Origin of the sequence: Brumimicrobium sp. (assembly GCA_023957385.1) — a bacterium.
Lineage (GTDB): Bacteria > Bacteroidota > Bacteroidia > Flavobacteriales_D > Crocinitomicaceae > Brumimicrobium.
Genome location: JAMLGZ010000001.1, coordinates 1,879,537 through 1,900,156, shown reverse-complemented (window position 1 = coordinate 1,900,156; position 20,620 = coordinate 1,879,537). Strand labels below are relative to the sequence as shown.

Annotated in this window: 17 protein-coding genes; 11 read left to right on the top strand and 6 right to left on the bottom strand. The window is 32.4% G+C overall.

Features of this window, described 5'->3' with window-relative positions; genetic code table 11:
• Positions 1-9 precede the first annotated feature (9 nt).
• Entirely contained in the window at positions 10-726 is a 717-nt protein-coding gene (locus M9897_08335; protein ID MCO5268888.1) for a phosphoribosylaminoimidazolesuccinocarboxamide synthase, read from the bottom strand.
• Positions 727-997: 271 nt separating this feature from the next.
• On the opposite strand from M9897_08335, the gene M9897_08330 reads away from it, so the two are divergent.
• The 3 genes from M9897_08330 (at position 998) to M9897_08320 (ending at position 5,564) form a co-directional block, all read left to right on the top strand.
• On the top strand, positions 998-2,275 hold the full coding sequence (locus M9897_08330) for a cellulase family glycosylhydrolase (GenBank protein MCO5268887.1): 1,278 nt from the start codon (positions 998-1,000) through the stop codon (positions 2,273-2,275).
• Positions 2,276-2,384: 109 nt separating this feature from the next.
• Positions 2,385-4,001: a DUF1800 domain-containing protein gene (locus tag M9897_08325; GenBank protein ID MCO5268886.1), complete on the top strand. Its 1,617-nt coding sequence runs from the start codon at positions 2,385-2,387 to the stop codon at positions 3,999-4,001.
• Between the two features lie 9 nt (positions 4,002-4,010).
• Positions 4,011-5,564 carry a DUF1501 domain-containing protein gene (locus M9897_08320; protein ID MCO5268885.1) on the top strand — a complete coding sequence of 518 codons (1,554 nt, stop codon included), beginning with the start codon at positions 4,011-4,013 and terminating at the stop codon, positions 5,562-5,564.
• Between the two features lie 6 nt (positions 5,565-5,570).
• Here M9897_08320 and M9897_08315 read toward each other — a convergent pair whose 3' ends face one another.
• Entirely contained in the window at positions 5,571-6,680 is a 1,110-nt protein-coding gene (locus M9897_08315; GenBank protein MCO5268884.1) for a hypothetical protein, read from the bottom strand.
• 147 nt (positions 6,681-6,827) lie between these two features.
• Here M9897_08315 and M9897_08310 point away from each other — a divergent pair, with 147 nt between their 5' ends.
• The 3 genes from M9897_08310 (at position 6,828) to M9897_08300 (ending at position 8,209) form a co-directional block, all read left to right on the top strand.
• On the top strand, positions 6,828-7,244 hold the full coding sequence (locus tag M9897_08310; GenBank protein MCO5268883.1) for a hypothetical protein: 417 nt from the start codon (positions 6,828-6,830) through the stop codon (positions 7,242-7,244).
• Between the two features lie 62 nt (positions 7,245-7,306).
• The gene (locus M9897_08305) at positions 7,307-7,507 is read left to right on the top strand and encodes a hypothetical protein (GenBank protein MCO5268882.1); all 201 of its coding nucleotides are present in this window, start codon (positions 7,307-7,309) and stop codon (positions 7,505-7,507) included.
• A gap of 330 nt (positions 7,508-7,837) precedes the next feature.
• A complete protein-coding gene (locus tag M9897_08300; protein ID MCO5268881.1) occupies positions 7,838-8,209 on the top strand; it encodes a helix-turn-helix domain-containing protein in 372 nt (123 codons plus the stop codon).
• On the opposite strand, the gene mnmA is transcribed toward M9897_08300, so the two are convergent.
• Positions 8,196-9,377: a tRNA 2-thiouridine(34) synthase MnmA gene (mnmA, locus tag M9897_08295; protein MCO5268880.1), complete on the bottom strand. Its 1,182-nt coding sequence runs from the start codon at positions 9,375-9,377 to the stop codon at positions 8,196-8,198. The two genes, M9897_08300 and mnmA, sit on opposite strands and share 14 nt — an antisense overlap.
• 256 nt (positions 9,378-9,633) lie before the next feature.
• Between mnmA and M9897_08290 the strand changes: the two genes are divergently transcribed.
• Complete coding sequence (locus M9897_08290; protein ID MCO5268879.1) at positions 9,634-10,356, top strand: hypothetical protein; 723 nt, start codon at positions 9,634-9,636, stop codon at positions 10,354-10,356.
• A 25-nt stretch (positions 10,357-10,381) separates the two neighbouring features.
• Here the strand turns inward: M9897_08290 and M9897_08285 are convergent, their stop codons facing one another.
• From M9897_08285 to M9897_08275, 3 genes are all read right to left on the bottom strand, one after another.
• On the bottom strand, positions 10,382-10,840 hold the full coding sequence (locus M9897_08285) for an RNA-binding protein (GenBank protein MCO5268878.1): 459 nt from the start codon (positions 10,838-10,840) through the stop codon (positions 10,382-10,384).
• A gap of 69 nt (positions 10,841-10,909) precedes the next feature.
• Positions 10,910-11,644: a LytTR family DNA-binding domain-containing protein gene (locus tag M9897_08280; GenBank protein MCO5268877.1), complete on the bottom strand. Its 735-nt coding sequence runs from the start codon at positions 11,642-11,644 to the stop codon at positions 10,910-10,912.
• Between the two features lie 10 nt (positions 11,645-11,654).
• Positions 11,655-12,719: a histidine kinase gene (locus M9897_08275; GenBank protein MCO5268876.1), complete on the bottom strand. Its 1,065-nt coding sequence runs from the start codon at positions 12,717-12,719 to the stop codon at positions 11,655-11,657.
• 148 nt (positions 12,720-12,867) lie between these two features.
• On the opposite strand from M9897_08275, the gene M9897_08270 reads away from it, so the two are divergent.
• From M9897_08270 to M9897_08255, 4 genes are all read left to right on the top strand, one after another.
• Positions 12,868-15,300: a TonB-dependent receptor gene (locus M9897_08270; protein MCO5268875.1), complete on the top strand. Its 2,433-nt coding sequence runs from the start codon at positions 12,868-12,870 to the stop codon at positions 15,298-15,300.
• A 94-nt stretch (positions 15,301-15,394) separates the two neighbouring features.
• Complete coding sequence (locus M9897_08265; protein ID MCO5268874.1) at positions 15,395-16,618, top strand: NAD(P)-dependent oxidoreductase; 1,224 nt, start codon at positions 15,395-15,397, stop codon at positions 16,616-16,618.
• Positions 16,619-16,635: 17 nt separating this feature from the next.
• A complete protein-coding gene (locus M9897_08260) occupies positions 16,636-18,720 on the top strand; it encodes a VWA domain-containing protein (protein ID MCO5268873.1) in 2,085 nt (694 codons plus the stop codon).
• A gap of 2 nt (positions 18,721-18,722) precedes the next feature.
• Positions 18,723-20,573: an LTA synthase family protein gene (locus M9897_08255; GenBank protein MCO5268872.1), complete on the top strand. Its 1,851-nt coding sequence runs from the start codon at positions 18,723-18,725 to the stop codon at positions 20,571-20,573.
• The last annotated feature ends 47 nt before the right edge of the window (positions 20,574-20,620 follow it).

Below are 20,620 nucleotides of genomic sequence, written 5' to 3'. Positions count from 1 at the left end.
AAAAAGAATTTAGCCAATTGCTTTTAATAGACGTTCATGAATTTCCACATAAGCTTCAGTAACTTCGCCCAAATCTCTTCTAAATCTATCTTTATCTAATTTTTTCAGGGTGTCTTTATCCCATAATCGACAGGTATCAGGAGATATTTCGTCTGCCAACACAATTTTACCATCGCTTGTTCTTCCTAGCTCAATTTTGAAATCAACTAAACGAAGATTCATTTTATCAAACAATTCGATAAGTAGTGTATTAATTTTAGCGGCTAATGTATAGATAACATCCAGTTCTTCACGAGTAGCAATTCCTAAAAAGATAGCATGATAATCATTTATAAGTGGATCACCTAGTTCATCTTTTTTATAGCAAATATCAAAAATAGTTACTGGGGATTTGATACCTTCTTCAACACCTAAGCGTTGCGCCATACTTCCAGCAGAATAATTTCGAACAACCATTTCTAATGGAAAGATGTGGACTTTTTTAACTAATTGTTCTCTTTCATTTAACTTCTGTATAAAATGTGTTTCAATTCCTTTTTTACCCAAATAATCAAAAATATGAGAAGTAATAGCATTATTCATCTCTCCTTTGAGTTGAACTGTTCCGCGTTTCTGTGCATTAAATGCAGTTGCGTCGTCTTTGAAGCGAACAATTACTTCATTCGGTTTTTCAGTTTCAAAAACCTGTTTTGCTTTCCCTTCATAGAGCATTTTACCTTTTGTCATTGTTTTATATTTAATTGATTATTATTTGAGAAATAAAGTAATAGTAATACCTGAAAGAGGTATTGTGATTTTTTGGGGTGTGTAAAATGGATATGGATATTTATGCGTTGTTTGTCTAATATTCTGAGGAAGGAATATATCATCAGACAATCAAATTTATGTGAACAAAAAATCGCATATACAAAAATAATAATTTCACAAAATATGTATATTATTTAGGATATTTTTTTACTAATATTTTTTGGATAGTTTTGCCCTTACAATACATAACATGCGAGAATACCCTAGATACATCTTATTTATAACTATTCTTAGTTTTTCATTTCTTATAGTAGCCCAACATTCCACCATGTATGTCTCAGGTAAAATCCTTTATGATATTTGTGGAACACCTATACTCCTAAGAGGAGTTAACTATGCACCATTCGATTGGGGAGCTAATGTAAACAACGATAATTTAAAAGAAATTGAGAAAACGGGTGCCAACTGTGTACGTTTAGTGTGGTATGTCAACAGTAATAAACCGGAATATACAGTTGCTAATTTAGATACAATCATAGCTCGTTGTGCTCGGAATAAAATGATTCCCATACTGGAATTGCATGATCAGACCTGCTCAGATGATGAAAAAGCATTGATGGAATTAGCTCGTTATCTTACACGAAACGATGTAGCAGAAGTACTTCAAAAGCATAAAGAATATATAATTGTGAACATTGCAAATGAAGCACTCAAAAGGAAATGGACAGGATTTCCGGGGAAGGCAGTTCAACGATATATTAATGTATATAGCCAGATTATTCGAGATTTACGAGCGAATAATTTTGAGTTTCCACTTATGATCGATGCGCCAGATTGCGGTCAGGATATTACCATTTTTGATAAAGCAGCTTCTTCATTGATGGAAGCAGATACAAGAAAAAATCTAATTTTTAGTGCACATGCATATTGGTATTATTACGCAGGCAACAATCTTACACGCATGGAGAAATTGATTACAAATACCTTATATATAGATTATCCGATTGTTATAGGTGAATTTGCTAATTATCAAGATGATTCAAAAAACTGTCAATACAAATTAGATTATTCCTTTTTACTTCAATTATGCGAACAATATGATATTCCTTGGTTGGCTTGGAGTTGGGATAATGATAATTGTGAACTCCGAAGAATGAGTACAGATGGAACATTTGAATCTTTATCTGAGTATGGAAATGATATCGTAAATAATCCCGTATATGGATTAAAATCAGGTACATTCAGATCGCCTTTTCTATTGCATAAAAAACAATGTATATCAGTAGAGGATGTTGAATTAATAGAAGAAGAATTAATTGTAGAATTCAAATCTTATCCATCTTCCGATGAAGTCATTGTATTTTCTAATTGTGATATCATAGGTAGTAGAATTGTTATCTATGATATTTCGGGTAGATTATTAAAAGAAATAAACTTAGAAGAACAGCAATCGTTTTCTTCCAAAGACTTGAAAAATGGAGTTTATCTAATCGAGGTTAATAAGATGATGTTCTTATATAAGAAATAACGTAGTGCTTGTTGAATTCATAATTATCATCAGAAAAAGCAAAATAATTGCAATTTTATGGTAAATTCTAAGAAAAATAATTTATTTTTCAAATCTAAAACTATAAACTATGCCAGCATCAGTTATTAATCCCCCAACCAATCATAGTCTGGATCCTTATACAGGAACTTGGACAAAGCAACAAGCAGCACATTTATTGAGGAGAACTTTATTTGGTCCTACTTTTCAACAGTTGCAGGATGCTGTTACAAACGGATTGGATGCCACAGTAACTACTTTATTAACACCTAAAGTTATGGATTTACCCCTGACTTATGATGCAGATGAAGGAATTGCTCCTTTTGGTCAACCGTGGAATAATTCAGTATATCCTGGTGATGTGGCAGGTATTCAAGCAACTAACACAGCTCGTTTAAAATCATTAGCTGCCTGGGCAATGAAAAGCTTAAACAATCAAGATACAAGTATCACTGAAAAAATGAGCTTGTTCTGGCATAATCACTTTGCCTGCCCAATAGCTGCAGATCAACGTTCTACCTTAGATTATCATTTATTGGTGCATCAATATGCACTAGGTAATTTTAAAGACTTCATAAAGGAGATAACCATTAATCCTAGTATGTTGGAGTTTCAGAATGGAGCAACGAACAATGTATATTCACCTAATGAGAATTATGCTCGTGAGTTTTTGGAGTTATTTTCAATAGGGAAGGGCTTACAAACAGGACCTGGTGACTATTCGAATTATACAGAACAAGACGTGGCAGCTGGGGCAAAAATTTTTACTGGTTATACTATTAAAGGCATACAAAGTTCCACAGAATCTAGCGTAACGTCTTATTTTATGCCAATCTTACACGATGGAACTGTAAAACAATTATCCTATCGTTTGAACAATGAAACAGTTTCACCTAATGGAGCCAATGAATATTCTGATTATATAGATATAGTTTTCCAACAAGATGAAGTGGCTCGTTTTATATCTCGTAAATTATACCGCTATTTTGTAAATTATGAATTAACAGATCAAGTTGAGCAAAATATTATTCCAGCTATGGCTACAATTATGATTAATAATAATTATGAAATTTTGCCTGTTATGGAAGCTTTATTGAAATCTCAGCATTTCTATGATGTTAATTTAATAGGATCTTGTATTAAGAGTCCTATGGAAATGATATTTTCCATGATTAATAGCACAAATTCGGTAATCAATTTTGATTTGGAAACAACGTATGAAATGTATTTATACTTATATGGCGTGGGAGATAATTTAGGTCAATCTTATGGTCAACCCCCATCTGTTTCCGGTTGGACAGCATACTATCAAGCACCGAGCTTTACTAAATTATGGGTGAATTCCACACACATCAAAACAAGAATGCAAATTTCTTATTTCTTTACTATGATGAATGGAATTGAAGTGAATGGTAATTCATTTAAGGTGAACGCTTTAGGCTTACTAGATTCCTTATCCAATCCTTCAGATGTAAATACCGTGGTAGATGATATTATCTCTCTTTTGGTTCCAAAACCTCTAAATTTAACACAGAAATTCACATTAAAATATATTTTAACAGGTGGTCAAGCAGATTCTGTTTGGGCATACCAATACAATGCATATAATGCCTCTCCAAGCGATCCAAGTTTATCACAACCGATCAAGCAAAAAATGGAACAATTTATCCTTCGTATTGCGACTTACCCTGAATTTCAAACTTTTTAATTTAAACTTATGAAAAGAAGAAAATTTGTAAAAAACATAACTTTGGCTACTGCCAGTATGCCAATAGTATTAGATAAGTTTAAATACCAAGCTATTCAAAAGAAGCTTTTCAATTTTGACAAGAGCGCTGAGGATAGGGTGCTGATTATTATCCGAATGAATGGTGGAAATGACGGTTTGAATACGGTCATCCCTTTGGATCAATATGATAACTTGGTCATCCAAAGACAAAATATTCTAATTCCGCAAAATCAAGTGTTAAGCTTGAGTCAATCTAATTTATCACTACATCCTAGTATGTCTGGTATGCGAAATATGTTTGAAGATGGTCAATTAGGGATTATTCAGAATGTAGGATATCCTGAACAAAATCGTTCGCATTTTCGCTCGATGGATATTTGGACAAGAGGAGCTAAAGATCCATACCAATCTCGTGGATGGTTAGGACGTCATTTTGATGATTACTATCCAAATTATCCTGATGATTACCCCAATGCACAATATCCAGATCCTTTTGCCATAAGTATGGGATATAATGTTTCAGAAACATGTCAAGGATTGATGGCAAATTTCTCTCAAGCGATTGCAGATCCTTTTGATGCTACGACACTTCCGAATGATACTATTGTAGATGATGGAACATATTTTGGCTCTCATATGACGTATTTATACAACTTGATAGAGCAGACCAATGCGTATGGACTTCGTATTAAGAATGCAGCAAATGCTGGTAGCACTTTGTCCTCTTTGTACGATCCAAATAATATGGTTGCAAAACAATTGCAATATGTAGCACAAATGATTTCGGGTGGATTACAAACCAAGGTATATATCATTAATCTAGATGGTTTTGATACGCATAGTGGTCAAGTTGAGGAAGGTGATGTTACTACTGGATTGCATGCCAATTTAATCGGTACAATATCTTCAGCTTTAGCTGCTTTCCAAGATGATATTAATTTATTGGGACTTCAACACCGTGTAGCTGGATTTACCTTCTCTGAGTTTGGAAGACAGATAGCTTCTAACGCTTCTCATGGTTGTGATCATGGAGATGCTGCGCCAATGTTCTTATTTGGTGAATGTATTAGTGCTTCTGTTATTGGTTCTAATCCTCAAATTTCAGATCAAATTGTCAACCAGGCAGGTGTTCCTATGCAAATTGATTTCAGAGATGTGTACGCTTCTATCTTAAAGGATTGGTTTATGGTTCCCGAAGAAGATATTACTCCTTTGTTTGAGCACCAGATTCAGTTCTTAGATTTATTGAATAGCTGTAATTTGAGTGTTGATAAGATGACTAAAAACAAAGATGGTCTAGCATTATACCCAAATCCTGCAAGTGAATATACAAATCTTAAATTCAATGCAAAAGGAGGAAGATATACGTTGCGTATCTATGATGTAAGTGGAACATTGGTGAAAGAAGTGTTTGCTGATCATGCTTTACAAGGCGAGCAAAATGTACCCATTGAAATCCATGGACTCTCTTCAGGGTTTTATTCTGTAATGCTACACGATGGAGGAACAGCTAAGAGTATTAAACTGATTGTAACGAAATAGAATAGATTAGGAGGCAAATTGCTTTCCTAAATCGTTTTCTGTATCAATATGTGTAAGTGGACGAATGGATTTTCGAATAATATTCCATCGCTCTGGATACTGTTTGAATAAATAGGAGATTTTATGTCTATTCTTTTTAATAGCATCAGTAATAGCAGGTGGAGTGATAGGAGGGTCTAATTTAGCTGCTAAAAGTCTAGCGTTTACAGCATTTCCTCCAGTAAGCACTCTATTTGCTGCTTCTTCATATCTGTCTAATAATTGTATTACTTTATTTCCTTCGTGAGCATTTGTATCTTTCTGCTTATGTGAAGTTGTGGTATTTTTGGCTTGAATAACTATAAGGTCTTCAGTGATTTTTAAAGTTATAGAAGAAGTATTAAAATTATATGCTAAAAATACAGCGTTTCTAACAGTATCCTGAATCTCTTCAATAGCGAGTCGTTCTCGAGCCAATTTATAAATGGTTTCATCTGGGAACTCTATCTCACAACTCAATTCATCTTCCAACTGTCTTTTGAAATCATGTATAATGCTTTGTATTGCATTGCTGTATAAACGTTGAGTTTCTTGAATTTCTTCTGATAGTTTCTTTAGCTTATTCTGTGACTTCTCCTGAATGGTTTGATATTGTGCTAGAAATTGTCGTTCCTCAATAGCCTTTTGATAATCTGCATGCAGTACAGCATAAAGAATCTTTTCTAAAATCATCTTTTCGTCTGTAGTTATCCCTTTAAATGTCGTATTTATATTACGCAAGAAAAGATTATCAGGGAAGGAGAACAATAAAATATCTTTTTTACCATCAATCGGAGAGGTGAAGTAGAATTTGAGTACTCTTAATTCATCTTCACTATCTAAAGTAAGTTGTTTTTTAGATGGCAAATCTTTTTGAAAGATATCCATCGTATCTGACCAGCAAGAAACATCTGCAGAATTTCGGATTCTCTGTGCGCTTACTTTTAATTCCTCATTGAGGGGAGCTTTATCATTTAATGTATAGAGGTTGTTATTGTAATCAACCCAAAGAGCATCTACCTGAGTAACACCTTGTAAATAAGTTTTTAATCTCTCAGTAAGATAAACAATAGGGTGATATGTACCTGCAAATCGCACTTAATTTCAGCTTAATATTTTCAAATATACTTAATTTTAACTTAACCTACTTAATTAAGTTAAATTATTCTACTTAACAATGTTATACTGCTTAATTTTAAAAATGGTTACTTAAATACAACGTAATATTGCATAAAACAACAAATTATGAATGCAATGATAGAAAAGGAAATCGGCTACCAGGATATAGTAGATGATGTAAAAGAGATACAAACTCACTTAATTAAATTAAGTTATAAGTTGTATGTATTATTAAGTGCTTTACTTAAAGAATTTATTCACAGCTTCCAAGATTTATCTTATTCCAATATTAAAAGGGTAGGGCTGAAAGAGGTTCTTTTTGCTAGAGCCTTACGTTTCTTTAATCTTCCAAATAACGAAGACAAACAAAGCGTACGTGAAAGAATCAAGGCATATAAGCCAAAAATAAAACGAAGAATAAAGAAAGTGATTGGTAGAATGATAATAGCTATAGCATCTATGATCTATTTCATATCTGGTAAGACACAAAAGCGTACTCGTAAAAAGAAATACAACACATTTCAAGAGAAAATAAGATCATAATTAATCTACATTTGTAACCTAACTAAAAAAGTTGCGTACAAAACCTCACCAAATATTTAATAATGATTAATAGAAGTTTGAAAAATCGCTTTGTAATAGCTTTAAATAGAAAGGAAATCGTTGATGATTTAAGTGATATAAAGAAAGGAGAGAAGAAAATCACTATCGATGAAGTAGCAGAAATTATGGATGTTGTTCGTAAATATCCAAAATACAAAATCAATCAAGAAAGGTTGCATTCATGTGGTTTCATCATGAATTAATTTTTAAACCATAGTTTTAGTTGTTCTAAATCGGGATTGAAAAACTCAATCCCGATTTTTTTGCCCCAAATTTTAAGGGGAAGCATAATAGAGTAGGAGTCAGCCTAGGATAGTTGAGAATTGAAAGTGGAGAGCGGAGAGTTGAATACCGATAGCTATTAGTAGGAATGTAACTGCTAATAGCTCATAATAAGATGATTGATAATAATAACTTTCAATTTTCCATTGAATACAAATGTATATTAATTAGTTTACTTTTGTAACTATTTTAAAACATAATAATTTACTTTTGTAATAATATTATATTACATTTGTATATAAATCAAAAGTATGGCAATAGCAGATAGATTAAAAATGATAATGCGTAAAGCTGGGCACACCAATAGTTCATTTGCAGATTATATAGAGATTCAACGCTCTAGCGTTTCTCATGTATTAACAGGAAGAAACAAGCCTAGCATTGATTTCATTGAAAAGATTCTTCGAAAATTTCCTGAAGTTGACCCTGTTTGGCTGATCACAGGCGAAAAGCAAATAGAAAGGGTGGAAACAGAGGTTAAACAAACGAGAGAGGTAATGCCTCAAAAAACAATTATAAGCCCTGTAAGGCCTAAAAGAATCACTCGTATTGTAGTTTATTATGATGATAACTCATACGTTGAAACTCAGCCAGTAAGTACGGATACTTCTACTGCTCAATAACTCCAGAGCCTAATAACTCGTCAGTATCGCTATAGAAAGCACAGAACTGACCTGGAGTAATCCCACGTTGTAATTGATCAAATAAAACGTATGTAAACTCTTCTTTTACAAGGACGCGGGCACTTTGTAAAGATTGACGGTAACGAATTCGCACTAATACATTGCTAACTACGTCAGGTTTAAACATGTTTAAATTATTTACATATATAAGTGTCTTATTATCAATCTTTAATGCCATTCTATTTAAACCAAAATGAGAATCAGTTTGTCCACTGTAAACCAAGTTGTTATCCACGTCTATTTGAAGAACAAAAGAAGGTTGGGGACGACCACCTATTTGTAATCCTTTTCTTTGACCTATTGTGTAAAAATGTGCTCCTTGGTGTTCAGCTACGGGTATTCCATCATTTTCATGGAATTCAAAAGGCTTAACAAGTTCTTCGATATGTTCAAAATCAGCTGGAATAGCGTGATAATCTTTTAAAGATTGAAAGTCCTCTGGTATTTCAATTACTTTTCCTTTTTTGCTCTTCAATTGTTGTTGTAGAAATACAGGTAAACTGATTTTTCCGACAAAACATAAGCCTTGGGAATCCTTTTTATCAGCTGTAACTAATGCTTGTTCGTGGGCAATTCTACGAACTTCGCTCTTTTGTAAATCTCCAATTGGGAATAAGGCTTTGCTTAATTGCTGCTGGTTGATTTGGCATAAGAAATAAGATTGATCTTTACTCTTGTCGAGTCCGGCTAATAAGCTGTAACTTCCATCTGGATTCTCTCTTCTCCTGCAATAGTGGCCAGTAGCCACGTAATCCGCCCCTAATTCAAGTGCACGTTTGAGGAAAATATCGAATTTAATCTCACGGTTGCAAAGTACATCAGGATTAGGAGTTCTACCAGAAGCGTATTCTTGAAACATATAATCTACGATACGTTCTTTGTATTCCTTGCTTAAATCTATCACTTGGAATGGTATACCGAGTTTATTAGCTACGAGTAGGGCGTCATTTGAGTCATCTATCCATGGACATTCATCAGAAAGAGTTACCGATTCATCATGCCAGTTTTTCATGAATAAACCAACAACCTCATATCCCTGTTCTTTCAGTAGATACGCGGCCACACTGGAATCAACTCCACCTGATAAACCAACTACAACCTTTTTCATATTTCTCAAATTCGTTACAAAATTACGGGTTTTAATTTGTTCTTCCAAAAAGAATATTGTTTACAATTGTATATTGAGTAATTCGTATTTGGTTACAAATGTATATTAAATAGATATCTAATATAATATGACAATTAGCTTCCCGCCCTTTGTGAAAATTCTTTGGCTGTAATCTATCACCTGCTAATAGATAAATTATGTTAACAGTATATCTATTTATGGCTTAATTTATGCTTAAAATAATATCTTTGTTTATATGTTGAAAGTATTACCATATATTTTATTCATCTTCTTAATTCCTAAGGCGCTCTATTCCCAATGTGAAGAAATATACCTAAAAGGGAAAGTTATTGATACAAATGCTGTTCAGAGTTTCTATAATTTAATGGTAATCAATATGACAACCAAGCAAGGTGTTTTTGGTCATCCTGACGGCACATTTGCTGTTTACGTTCGCCCTGGAGATAAAATAGCATTCTCAGTAAAAGGATACAACAAGAAATATATCATAGCAGTAGCACCTGAGAATCATTGTAAACTAGATACTATCATATATTTGGGACCAAATATTCAAGTTTTTGAAGCTGTAGATATACACCCCATTAAATCACTATCTGAAATTAAAGAAGAAAGACAGGCGCTTAGTATGCAAGAAACAAGAACCGTAACAGGAATTAATGTTTTACAAAGTCCAATCACAGCCTTGTATGAACGATTTAGCAAAACAGCTCGGTCAAAACAAGCTGTTGCCTCTATGGAACATCAGGACAATATGAATGCTATTGTTAAGGAACTTCTAAGAGCCTACGTATCTTATGATGTCGTATATTTGGATGAAGAAAACTTTGATAATTTTATTTACTTCTTAAATATGGATGAGCATTTCCTAAAAACAGCTACGGACTATGATTTAATCATGTATATCCAAGGAAAGTTAGAGCATTATAAAACGCTACATCCCGAGTTATTTCCCAGGTAAGAAATGCAATAAGATTGTTTATTAATTATTCCCCCATTCTTTTTCTTCTAGGGCGCATCACTCGATTCTCTTTTACTTTAACAGTGTCTTCTTTCTTTTCTTTATTGAATGAGGAATAATCTTTATTGTAAGAAGATTCACTGTTGAAAGGTCTTTTGGACTTAAAACCATCTTCTTTGTTGAATTTATTGAATTTTGGTTTGTCAGATTTAGAAGGCTTTGGAGATTTTACACGCTGATCTTTTGGAGTAGCAATTTTAATATCTAATATTCTTCCATTTACTTCTATACCATGTAATGCTGCTACTGCATTATTTGCATCACTTTCTTCAGGCATTTCCACATATCCATAGCCTTTTGATTTCTTAGTCTTATTATCATAAACAACATGAGCATATTCTACAATTCCAAATTGAGAAAAGGTTGCTTTTAAATCTTCTGAAGTAATTCCGAAATCTAGGTTGGCTACAAAAATATTAGTCATTAAATATACTTTTAATACAAACAATAAAATAAAAAGACAAATTTATAATTTATTTAAATAATAAAAAAATTATAAAGACATAATATCTTTAAATCGTCTAGCTTGTCTTCTTGATATTTCAACCTCTGTATCATCCTCTAATATAGCTTTTAATCCTCCATTAAACCAATTCTCTACATTCTTAATGGCACTTATATTTACCAAATATTTTCTATTTGCTCGGAAAAAGTTCTCACTGGATAATTTATCTTCAATAGCATTGAGACTTCTAAGTACCATAGGCTTATTTTCCTTAAAGTACACTTTTACATAATTCCCTTGACTTTCAAAATATTTTATTTCATTCAAATAGGGGAAAAAGTACTTCTCTCCATCCTTAATAAAGATTCTATCTTCATTTGTCAATAACCTATTTTCTCTTTCATTTTTGACAGGTGAATAGAAGTCAGACTCTGTATCGTTACTAATCTTATCGATAGCATTCTTTAATTGAGAAGGATCTACTGGTTTTAATAAATAATCGAGTGCATTTACTCTAAAAGCATCTAATGCGTATTCATCGTATGCTGAAACAAAGATAACTTTTGGAATTTCCTCTAATTTGCTTAGCATATTAAAACCATTCATATCTGGCATCTGAATATCCAAGAATATCAAATCAGGTTGGTGTTTTTGAATCATGGCAATCCCTTCTTCACCATTACTTGCTTCCCCAATCACCTCAATGGATGAACTGAAATCCTTTAATAGCAATCTCAACTCTTGTCTTGCTAATCTTTCATCATCTATAATAATAGCTTTCATATATACTATTTTAATCTTTCTCTCGATTTAATTGACTCTTTTTTATCCAAATAGTGGTTTTAACCAAGTCACCTTCGATATTTTGAATATTAAATTGAGCATTTTCCCCATATAATAAATCTAATCTACGTCTTGTATTCTCTACACCAACTCTACTCTCAGGTTTATCTATTTCTTTTTCTTGAGAGAATTTTCCACTGTTAATTACTTCAAGAAATAATTTATCGTCTTTAAAATTAATATTTATTTCAATATTTCCACCATTTACTAACCTAGAAATTCCATGTTTAATAGCATTTTCTATCATTCCTTGAAGTAAAAAAGGAGGGATTATGACGGGTTCATGTACATTATTATTAATCTCATAATGAAGTCGCTCCTCATATCTTATTTTCTCCAATTTTAAATATTCTGTTATCAAATATATTTCTTCATCCAAATTTACTAAAGTCTTTTTCCCTAAAGCTAATGAACTCCTGAGTAAGTTAGATAAGTTAGTAATCGCTGACTTAGCATGATAGGGGTCAGTCTCTATCAGCGCTCTGATGCTATTTAATGAATTGAATAGAAAATGAGGATTTAATTGGTCTCTCAACACTTTTAATTCTGTTTTAGTTTGACTAGTTTGAAGAATCAAATTATTCATCTCCTGAATACGTGATCTATCTAACAAATGGTTCGTTAAATATATAGCAAGCCATACAAGCAATAAAAGAGAGTACATCCAAATATTGACAAAAAACTCCAGATAGGAAATGACTTCATTAAATATGAAAAAATTAACGAATTCATTGAGGGCTAATAAAAATAAAGAGGCGATGATGACTAATCCGATAGCTCTTGGAACTAATTGAATAATTTTTAAATCTAACCAGCCACGTTTAATCAAGACCATGCGCATAGTATGAGAAATCGTGATCAAAAAGATGTATAAAAAGAAAATCTTGTTAATGATTTTGCTTATGGCTTCCACATTTTCTTTTTCATTTACAATATTTGCGATAGCCAAAATAAAACAAAACACCCCCCAAGACGTGAGCTGAATTATCCAATATAGAATTTTCCTTTTCTTCAAATATGTTGATTTATTGCTGTAAATTTAAATAAAAAAAGATTTTTTAGCTTCACACAATGAAAATTAATATTTCACACTCACGATTACATAAAAAAAACACAAGTAGATCTCAATGGAATTGTTATTTTTGCAGGCTAATATTAGAAAAATGAAATTCCTTACCCTTGTTTTAATTATGGTTTTGAATCTTGGCCTGTCTTATTCACAGACAAAGATATCCATGATGGTAAGAGATTCTAAAAATCTTCCTGTAGAGTATGCTAATTTTAGATTGTTTTCTACTCAAGATTCTTCCGTTGTTTCTGGCGGATATTCCGATGATAAAGGAAATATCTTTATAGAAAATATTGTGCCGGGTAAGTATTATGGAATTATTACTGCTTATGGTTTTGTAAATCAACTCTTACCAAATATTACAGTAAAAGCAGCCCAACCTATCTTAGCTCTAGGGAAAATCACCTTGGATAACATGAAAAGTCAAGAACTAGAAGAAGTAGAAATTCAAGGAAAATCTTCGGCAGCCATTGAAAATAGTATTGATAAAAGAACATATAATGTAGAAGAAGACATGACTTCCGCCGGTGGTAGTGTGACGGATGTATTGAATAATATTCCTTCCATTGAAGTTGACAGTGATGGAAATATTTCCTTGCGAGGAAATGGAAGTGTTACGATTTTAATAGATGGCAGAGAGAGTGTTCTTTCTAGTGGAGATGGCGCTTTAAATGGTATTCCCGCAAGTGCTATTGAGCGTATTGAAGTGGTAACAAACCCTTCTTCAAAATACAACCCAGATGGAACAGCAGGTATCATCAATATCATTCTAAAAAAGAAGAAACTACGTGGTTTCAATTTTGATGTGCAAGCTAACATTGCTAGTGAGAATCTCTATAATGGAAGTATAAACTTTAATTATAGAAATGAGAAACTTAATTTTTACACCAGCTATTCTATGCGCTATAGAGAAGGACACAGGAATAATTTTACAGATCGAACTTCTCTATACAACGATACTACTGAATATCTTAAACAACGAAGAATCGGGAGTGATTTAGAACGTGGACATGTAGGGAAAATTGGTATAGATTTCTATTTGGACTCTAATCAAGTACTTGGAATCTCGGCAAGTGGTAATTATACAGATAGAAATAGAGGTGGTTTACAAAACAATTACTTATATCTTAATGATACACTGACTCAATTTTGGAAACGAGACACTTATGAACCAAGAAACCGTATATCCATTGATATTAATGCAGATTATAAGCTGGATTTTAAAGATAAAAAAGGAAACCTATATATTTCAGCTATGGAATCTTTAGGTGATTCCAAATCAACAGGAGACTATGAAGAATATTTCTTTCATTCAAATGAATTCATCAACCCATATTTAAGCGGATACCAAAGACAAGGTAAAAAAGGAAATAGTAATCGTTTTACCTTTAAGACGGATTTAGAACGCCAGGTTAACGATAAGATATCTTATGAAACCGGTATCCAAGCTATCATTTATAGAATGAATGATAGTAATTCATATATCTATTTTGATACAGTTACCCAACAAGAAATGCCTGATTTAAATGCCGATAACAAGTTGTTGTATGATGAAAATATTTTCTCTGCATATGGCTCTTTTAGTCACACAGTTACCAACTATTTCTCTTATAAAGCTGGATTACGCTTAGAACAAGCTTTTTCTCAGCCAAAATTGATAAAAACTAATCAGAAATTTAATCGTAATTATTTTAGCTATTTTCCCTCTATCCACTTATTATTCGGAACTGATAAAATTGGAAAATTCACATTGAGTTATGCAAGAAGGATAAATCGCCCAGATGGGTGGTCTATTAGTCCATTTCCCACCTACGATGACCCGCTTAACTTACGGATAGGGAATCCGGGACTGATGCCTGAATATATTAATTCTTTTGAAGTAGGGTATGAGAAAAATTTTACGAATTTTAGCGTGATGACTACTTTTTACTTTAGGCAAACAGAAAATAAAATTCAACGAATTCGTAAGTTTTACGACAATGGTGTAAGCGCTATGACTTTCTCTAATATCAACCAAAGTTATGATTATGGGCTAGAATTAGTTGGTTCGTATTCTCCTTTTACATGGTGGAAAAATATGTTTTCTTTTAATGCCTATGAATCGAGACTGTCAGCTAACGTGGATGGTGTTGTATTGAGTAATAAAGGTATCAGTTGGGGTGTGAAACTAAATACAACGTTCTCATTATTTAATAACACTACTAAAATTCAAATTAATGCGCAATATGTGGCACCTAAATACGGAATTCAAGGTAAGGCCGTATGGCAACCTGGAATAGATGCAGGTATAACTAAGAGTTTACTTGATAAACATTTGGAAATAGGAGTGAAGGTAACTGACATTTTCAATATGCAACATTTTTATAGTGAAATGTATGCAGGTAATATTACTCAAACAACCACTTTCGAATGGACGTCTAGAAGATTGTATTTAACAGTTTCTTATAAGTTTAGAAATATTACAATGAAAGAGAAGAAACAAATCCCGAGTACAGGAGAATCAGGTGGGGAACCTTCTTTTGAATAAAATCACTTCCATATTTCATTTTAAGGTTCTTTCACAAAATGCTGTCAGCAATTTAGATATTTCTGTTATTTTTGTAGAAAACTAAGATTTTAATATGAAATTAGGTATTATCAGAGAAGGAAAAACACCACCAGATAAACGCGTTCCACTAAGTCCAAATCAATGCACTTTACTTATGGAACAATATCCACACGTGCAAGTGTTTGTGCAAAAGAGCCCTATTCGAATTTTCAAAGATGAAGAATATACGCAATTAGGAATTCCCGTTGTGGATAACCTCCAAGATTGCGATATTATAATGGGAGTGAAGGAGGTAAATATTGAAGATTTAATCCCAAATAAACACTTCTTTTTCTTCTCACACACCTTAAAGAAACAACCTTATAATAGAAAATTACTTCAAGCTGTTGTAAAGAACAAAATACAACTAACAGACTATGAAGTACTTAAGAACAAACATGATCATAGAATTATTGGATTTGGGAGATTTGCTGGAATTGTTGGATGCTACAATGCGTTTTTAACATACGGTTTAAAACATAATCTTTATAAACTGAAGCCAGCAAATTTATGCTTCAATAAAGAAGAATTAGAGCAAGAACTATCAAAAGTTTTACTACCAAAGAATACAAAAATTGTAGTTACTGGCTTTGGTAGAGTAGGTCATGGCATTCAAGAGATTTTAAATATTCTACCTATTACGGAGGTTACTCCCGAAGAATATTTGACAGAAGAATTCGATGAACCAGTATATACACATCTGAATATTAGTGATTATGTTGCAAAAAATGATGGACAGGAATTGGATCTAGATGCTTTCTATAGCGATGGGTCAGGACATATATCAACCTTTCCCCGTTATTTGAGTAAATCAGATATGTTTATCGCGGGACATTTTTGGAAATCAGGATCTCCTTATTTCTTTACAAAAGAGGATTTAAACCAAAAAAATAATCGCTTAAGCGTAGTTGCCGATATTTCATGTGACGTAAATGGACCTATTGCGACAACTATCCGCGCGAGCACTATAGAAAATCCTATTTATGGATATGATCCAAGTACGGGAACTGAAGTTGATTTCATGGATAGCAACGCTATTGCTGTAATGGCAGTTGATAATTTACCATGTGAATTATCAAGAGATGCGTCTGAAGACTTTGGTAGTAACCTGATTCAATTCGTATTCCCTGCTCTTTTTGGTGACGATCCAGATCAAATCATTTTTAGAGGCACTGAAACGACGAAAGAAGGGGAATTAACACCTCACTTTAAATATTTGGAAGATTATCTAAATGGTGTAGAGAAAGAATTTATTTAGCATTAGAAACACCCTCCATGAAAAGTTTTTATAGCGATATTCCTTTGTGGTTTCTATTTTTATGGATTATTTTAACAATCGCTATATCAATATACTTTTATCAAAAAAAAGGATGGGTAAAAGACTTATCAAAATTTCAAAGATATAGTCTGATTTTTTTGAGAGGTATTGGGTTATTTTTAATTGGTTTACTCTTGTTTGGAATACTTTTAAAAGGGAGAACCAGTGAAGTAGCTCATCCATATATCATTACTATTATAGATGATTCAGAATCTATGCTAAATTATTCGGATAGCAATGAAGTGAAAGACTTGTCTAAATCACTTCTTCAAAGCCTACAAACAGATGATGAGTCTAAATACACACATTTAATTTTTACTTTAAATGATTTATTAAAAAACACTGATTCTCTTGCTTTTAAGAGTAAAAATACAGATTTAAGTTCCATGCTAGAAAAAATTTATGAAAACTATTATGGAAGAAATATTGGAGCCATTGTATTAGTTTCAGATGGAAACTTTAACCAAGGTATTTCACCTGTCATAAGTACAGAAAAATTCAGAAATACCCCTATATACACTCTGTCTGTAGGAGATACTATTCAGAAAGTTGACCATCTTATTAAATCTATCTTAGTAAATGAAATAGCTTTTTTAGGGAATAGCTTTCCTGTAGAAGTCACTATTGAAGGAAATAAAACTCCTCAAAAAAGCTTTGATATTCAGTTGTTTCAAAATGGTAAATTACTAGAAACAAAGCATCTTGTACACCAGAATGATGAGTACAGCATGCTAAAAACAATGTTTTACTTAGATGCCAAAAGCATTGGGATACATGAATACACTGTGAAAATAAGTAATCTCCCAAATGAATATAATACAAGAAATAATACACAATCTTTTTATGTAGAAGTGTTAGACGACCAGAGTAAAATATTAATCGTATCAGAAGGCTTAAATCCTGATGCTGGTGCCATTAGGCGCGCATTGGATTCTGAAAAGAATCTTTCTGTAACAGCTTGCACCTTAGATGACTTTCCTAAATCATTAAAGGAATTTGATCTAATTATTTGGTATGGACCAGGTATAGGTAAAGATATTACGAAATTTGAAGAGTTGAATAACCTTAATAAACCAAAATGGTATATTATTCCTCCTCAGGTCTCTAGCAATGATTTGACAAAATTACATATCCAAGCCACCATTCAGACTAGTAATAGGTCTGACAATGTGCGCGCAGCTTTTAATCAACAATTTAATCTTTTTGAATTGAGTAATGAAGAACGAAAATTTTTAGATAAAACACCTCCACTTAAAACTAATTTTGGCTCGATTAAATACGGGTTAAATTCCTCTATTTTGGCTTATCAGAAATTGGGAACTATAGTTAAACCAGATCCTTTGTTTTTCTTTGGAAAAAATCAGAATACTAAATTTGCGTTGACTTACGGAGTTGGGTTATGGAATTGGGGTATGTTAGATTATTCAGAAAATCAATCACAAGATAATTTCAATTCTATTATACGAAAAACTATCCAATACCTAATTGTAAAAGAAAATACAAGTAGATTACGTATTCAAATTCCATCTATTTCAAATACAAATATAGATTTCGTGGTAGGAGCCTCTTTCTATAATGATAGTTATGAACCTATTACGGATCCCAAAATCAAATTTGAATTAAAAAATGAGCAAGGGGAAAGCCTTTCATACGAGTTTATACCTCTTGAAAAAACATATACGCTTAATTTAGGTAAATTACCTGTAGGAAGATATTCTTGGAAAGCATCTACTGAATTTAATAATATTCCTTTTTCAAAAGAAGGAAATTTTGCCATTAGCGATATTTCTATAGAAAAACAAGATACTAAAGCAAATCATCAGCTATTAAAACAAATAGCAGAGAATGGAGGAGGAGAATTTTCTATGTTAAAAAACTATAGTGAAACATATTCCAATATCGAAACACGTAAAGATATTGTACCTATTGCTTTTGAATCTAGCACTTATAGTAAATTAGTTGATTATATCTGGTTATTGCTCTTAATCGTATCTGTATTCACTATAGAATGGGTATTACGAAGATATTTTGGAAGTTATTAATCATGAAGGAGAAAGTTTTTCATCATATTGCTGTATTTCTAAAGGGTTTATTGAATAGATGGACAATCTTAGCACTTTTATTTGCTCTGTATAGCGTTGTGTTAAATTGGATACAGCCTGGTATTCTCCATTTTTCATATAAAATATTTGTATTAAGCGTTCTATTATCCATAGCTTTCTGGAATGCAATTGGTGGAATAATAGGGATTTTACCAAAGTTTATCGCTTGGATATTAGTTGCATGTATAGCATTTCTTTTACCAGCCTTATTTACGGTAGGAACAAAATCATTTTTTGAATTTAAAACATTCCTTGATAGCAATTTATTGGTGTTTTCTGATTTTGACCCTCATTATTTTACTACTGTTATAAAAATTCATTTTAATAATAAAGTGAATTTATCACTGCATTTATTGGTTTCTTCCATATTCTTTTTTCTATTAGTTTTTAAAGAAAAATACAGAAAAAATAATTTTATAGCTGTTATTATTTTCATGACCACATGGGGAGTGGCACAAAATCAATTTGGAAAAAAAGGAATTGAAAATTTCACTACAATGGATTCTCGTTATGTGTTTTCGTATAAAAAATATAAAAATGAACGAGGGCAAATTCTAGAAGATCGTAAAATACTCGGCTTATCATACTATAGACTAGGAGCAAATGCAGGTGAAAATAACGAGTATAACATTGTACTTATCGTACATGAGTCTATGAGTTTAGAGCCCATATCTATTTTTGGATATAAGAATAATTTTATGCCGTTTTTACAAAATTGGTACAATAAAGAAAAGGAAAATTTTGTTTTATTCCACGATGCAATGGCTATATCTGGATGTACGGATATGAGTATGCCAACTATGCTAACCGGAACAGAGCCTGAAGCAGATTATTATAAGTTTATGCGCATGCCATTTATGTGGGATTATGCAAAAGAAAATGGATATACTACCGGATTTATAACACCACAACAATTTGGCTGGTTCTCCTTCTATGAATTTTATAAAAATAAAAATTTAGACTTTGTTTATTCAGCTGAAGATACTGAACTGGAATATGCAAATGATCTTGGGATAGATGATGTTGCACAATCCATCAATGCCCGCAAGGTTATGAAAGACAAACTAACCGGAAAACGATTCTTTATGGTGTGGGGATCGAATGCTCTACATTATCCATATCAAGGAAATTCTGATTACGTCAAGATTCCTTCTCAAATAACTGATCATTATGGAAGATCGCTTTATATCGTAGATAAGGCTATGAATAATATGTATGATGTTCTCAAAGAATTGGGGCAAGAAGAGAATACTATTTACATTTTCACTGCAGATCATGGTCAATATACATCCGAGCGTCTATCTAGACTAGGCTCTTTTTATTTGGAAGCTTTGCAAATTCCGATGTTTATAAAATTTCCTAAAAAATGGATAGCAGACCATCCCGAAGAATTCAAAGCAATTAAAGCGAATACAGACAAAAGAGTAACAAATCTTGATTTAATGCCAACCTTCTTGGATCTATTAGGTTCAACACAATCCAATGAGCTATTAGCTAGTGAGATGCATGGGACGTCTCTTTTCAAACCAATTGATAATCACAGAACCATTGTTTGTTTAAGTACAAATGAATTTAGAATTTGGTCCAATGAAGGGTTAGGTATCTATCAAGATTCAATGAGTTATATCATCGACAATGTTTTTAAAGAGCAGTTATACAACTTAAACAAAGATAGAAAGCAGTTTGATAATCTTATTGGTAAAACATCCAATACTGTATTCTTAGAGTACGTAAATGAACTAATCAAAGATAATAAGGAATTGACAAGGATTTATGATACGTATGTGAAGTAGCGAGTTGTTTATTCTTTTGACAATGAGTGATAGGTGCGGAGTATAGT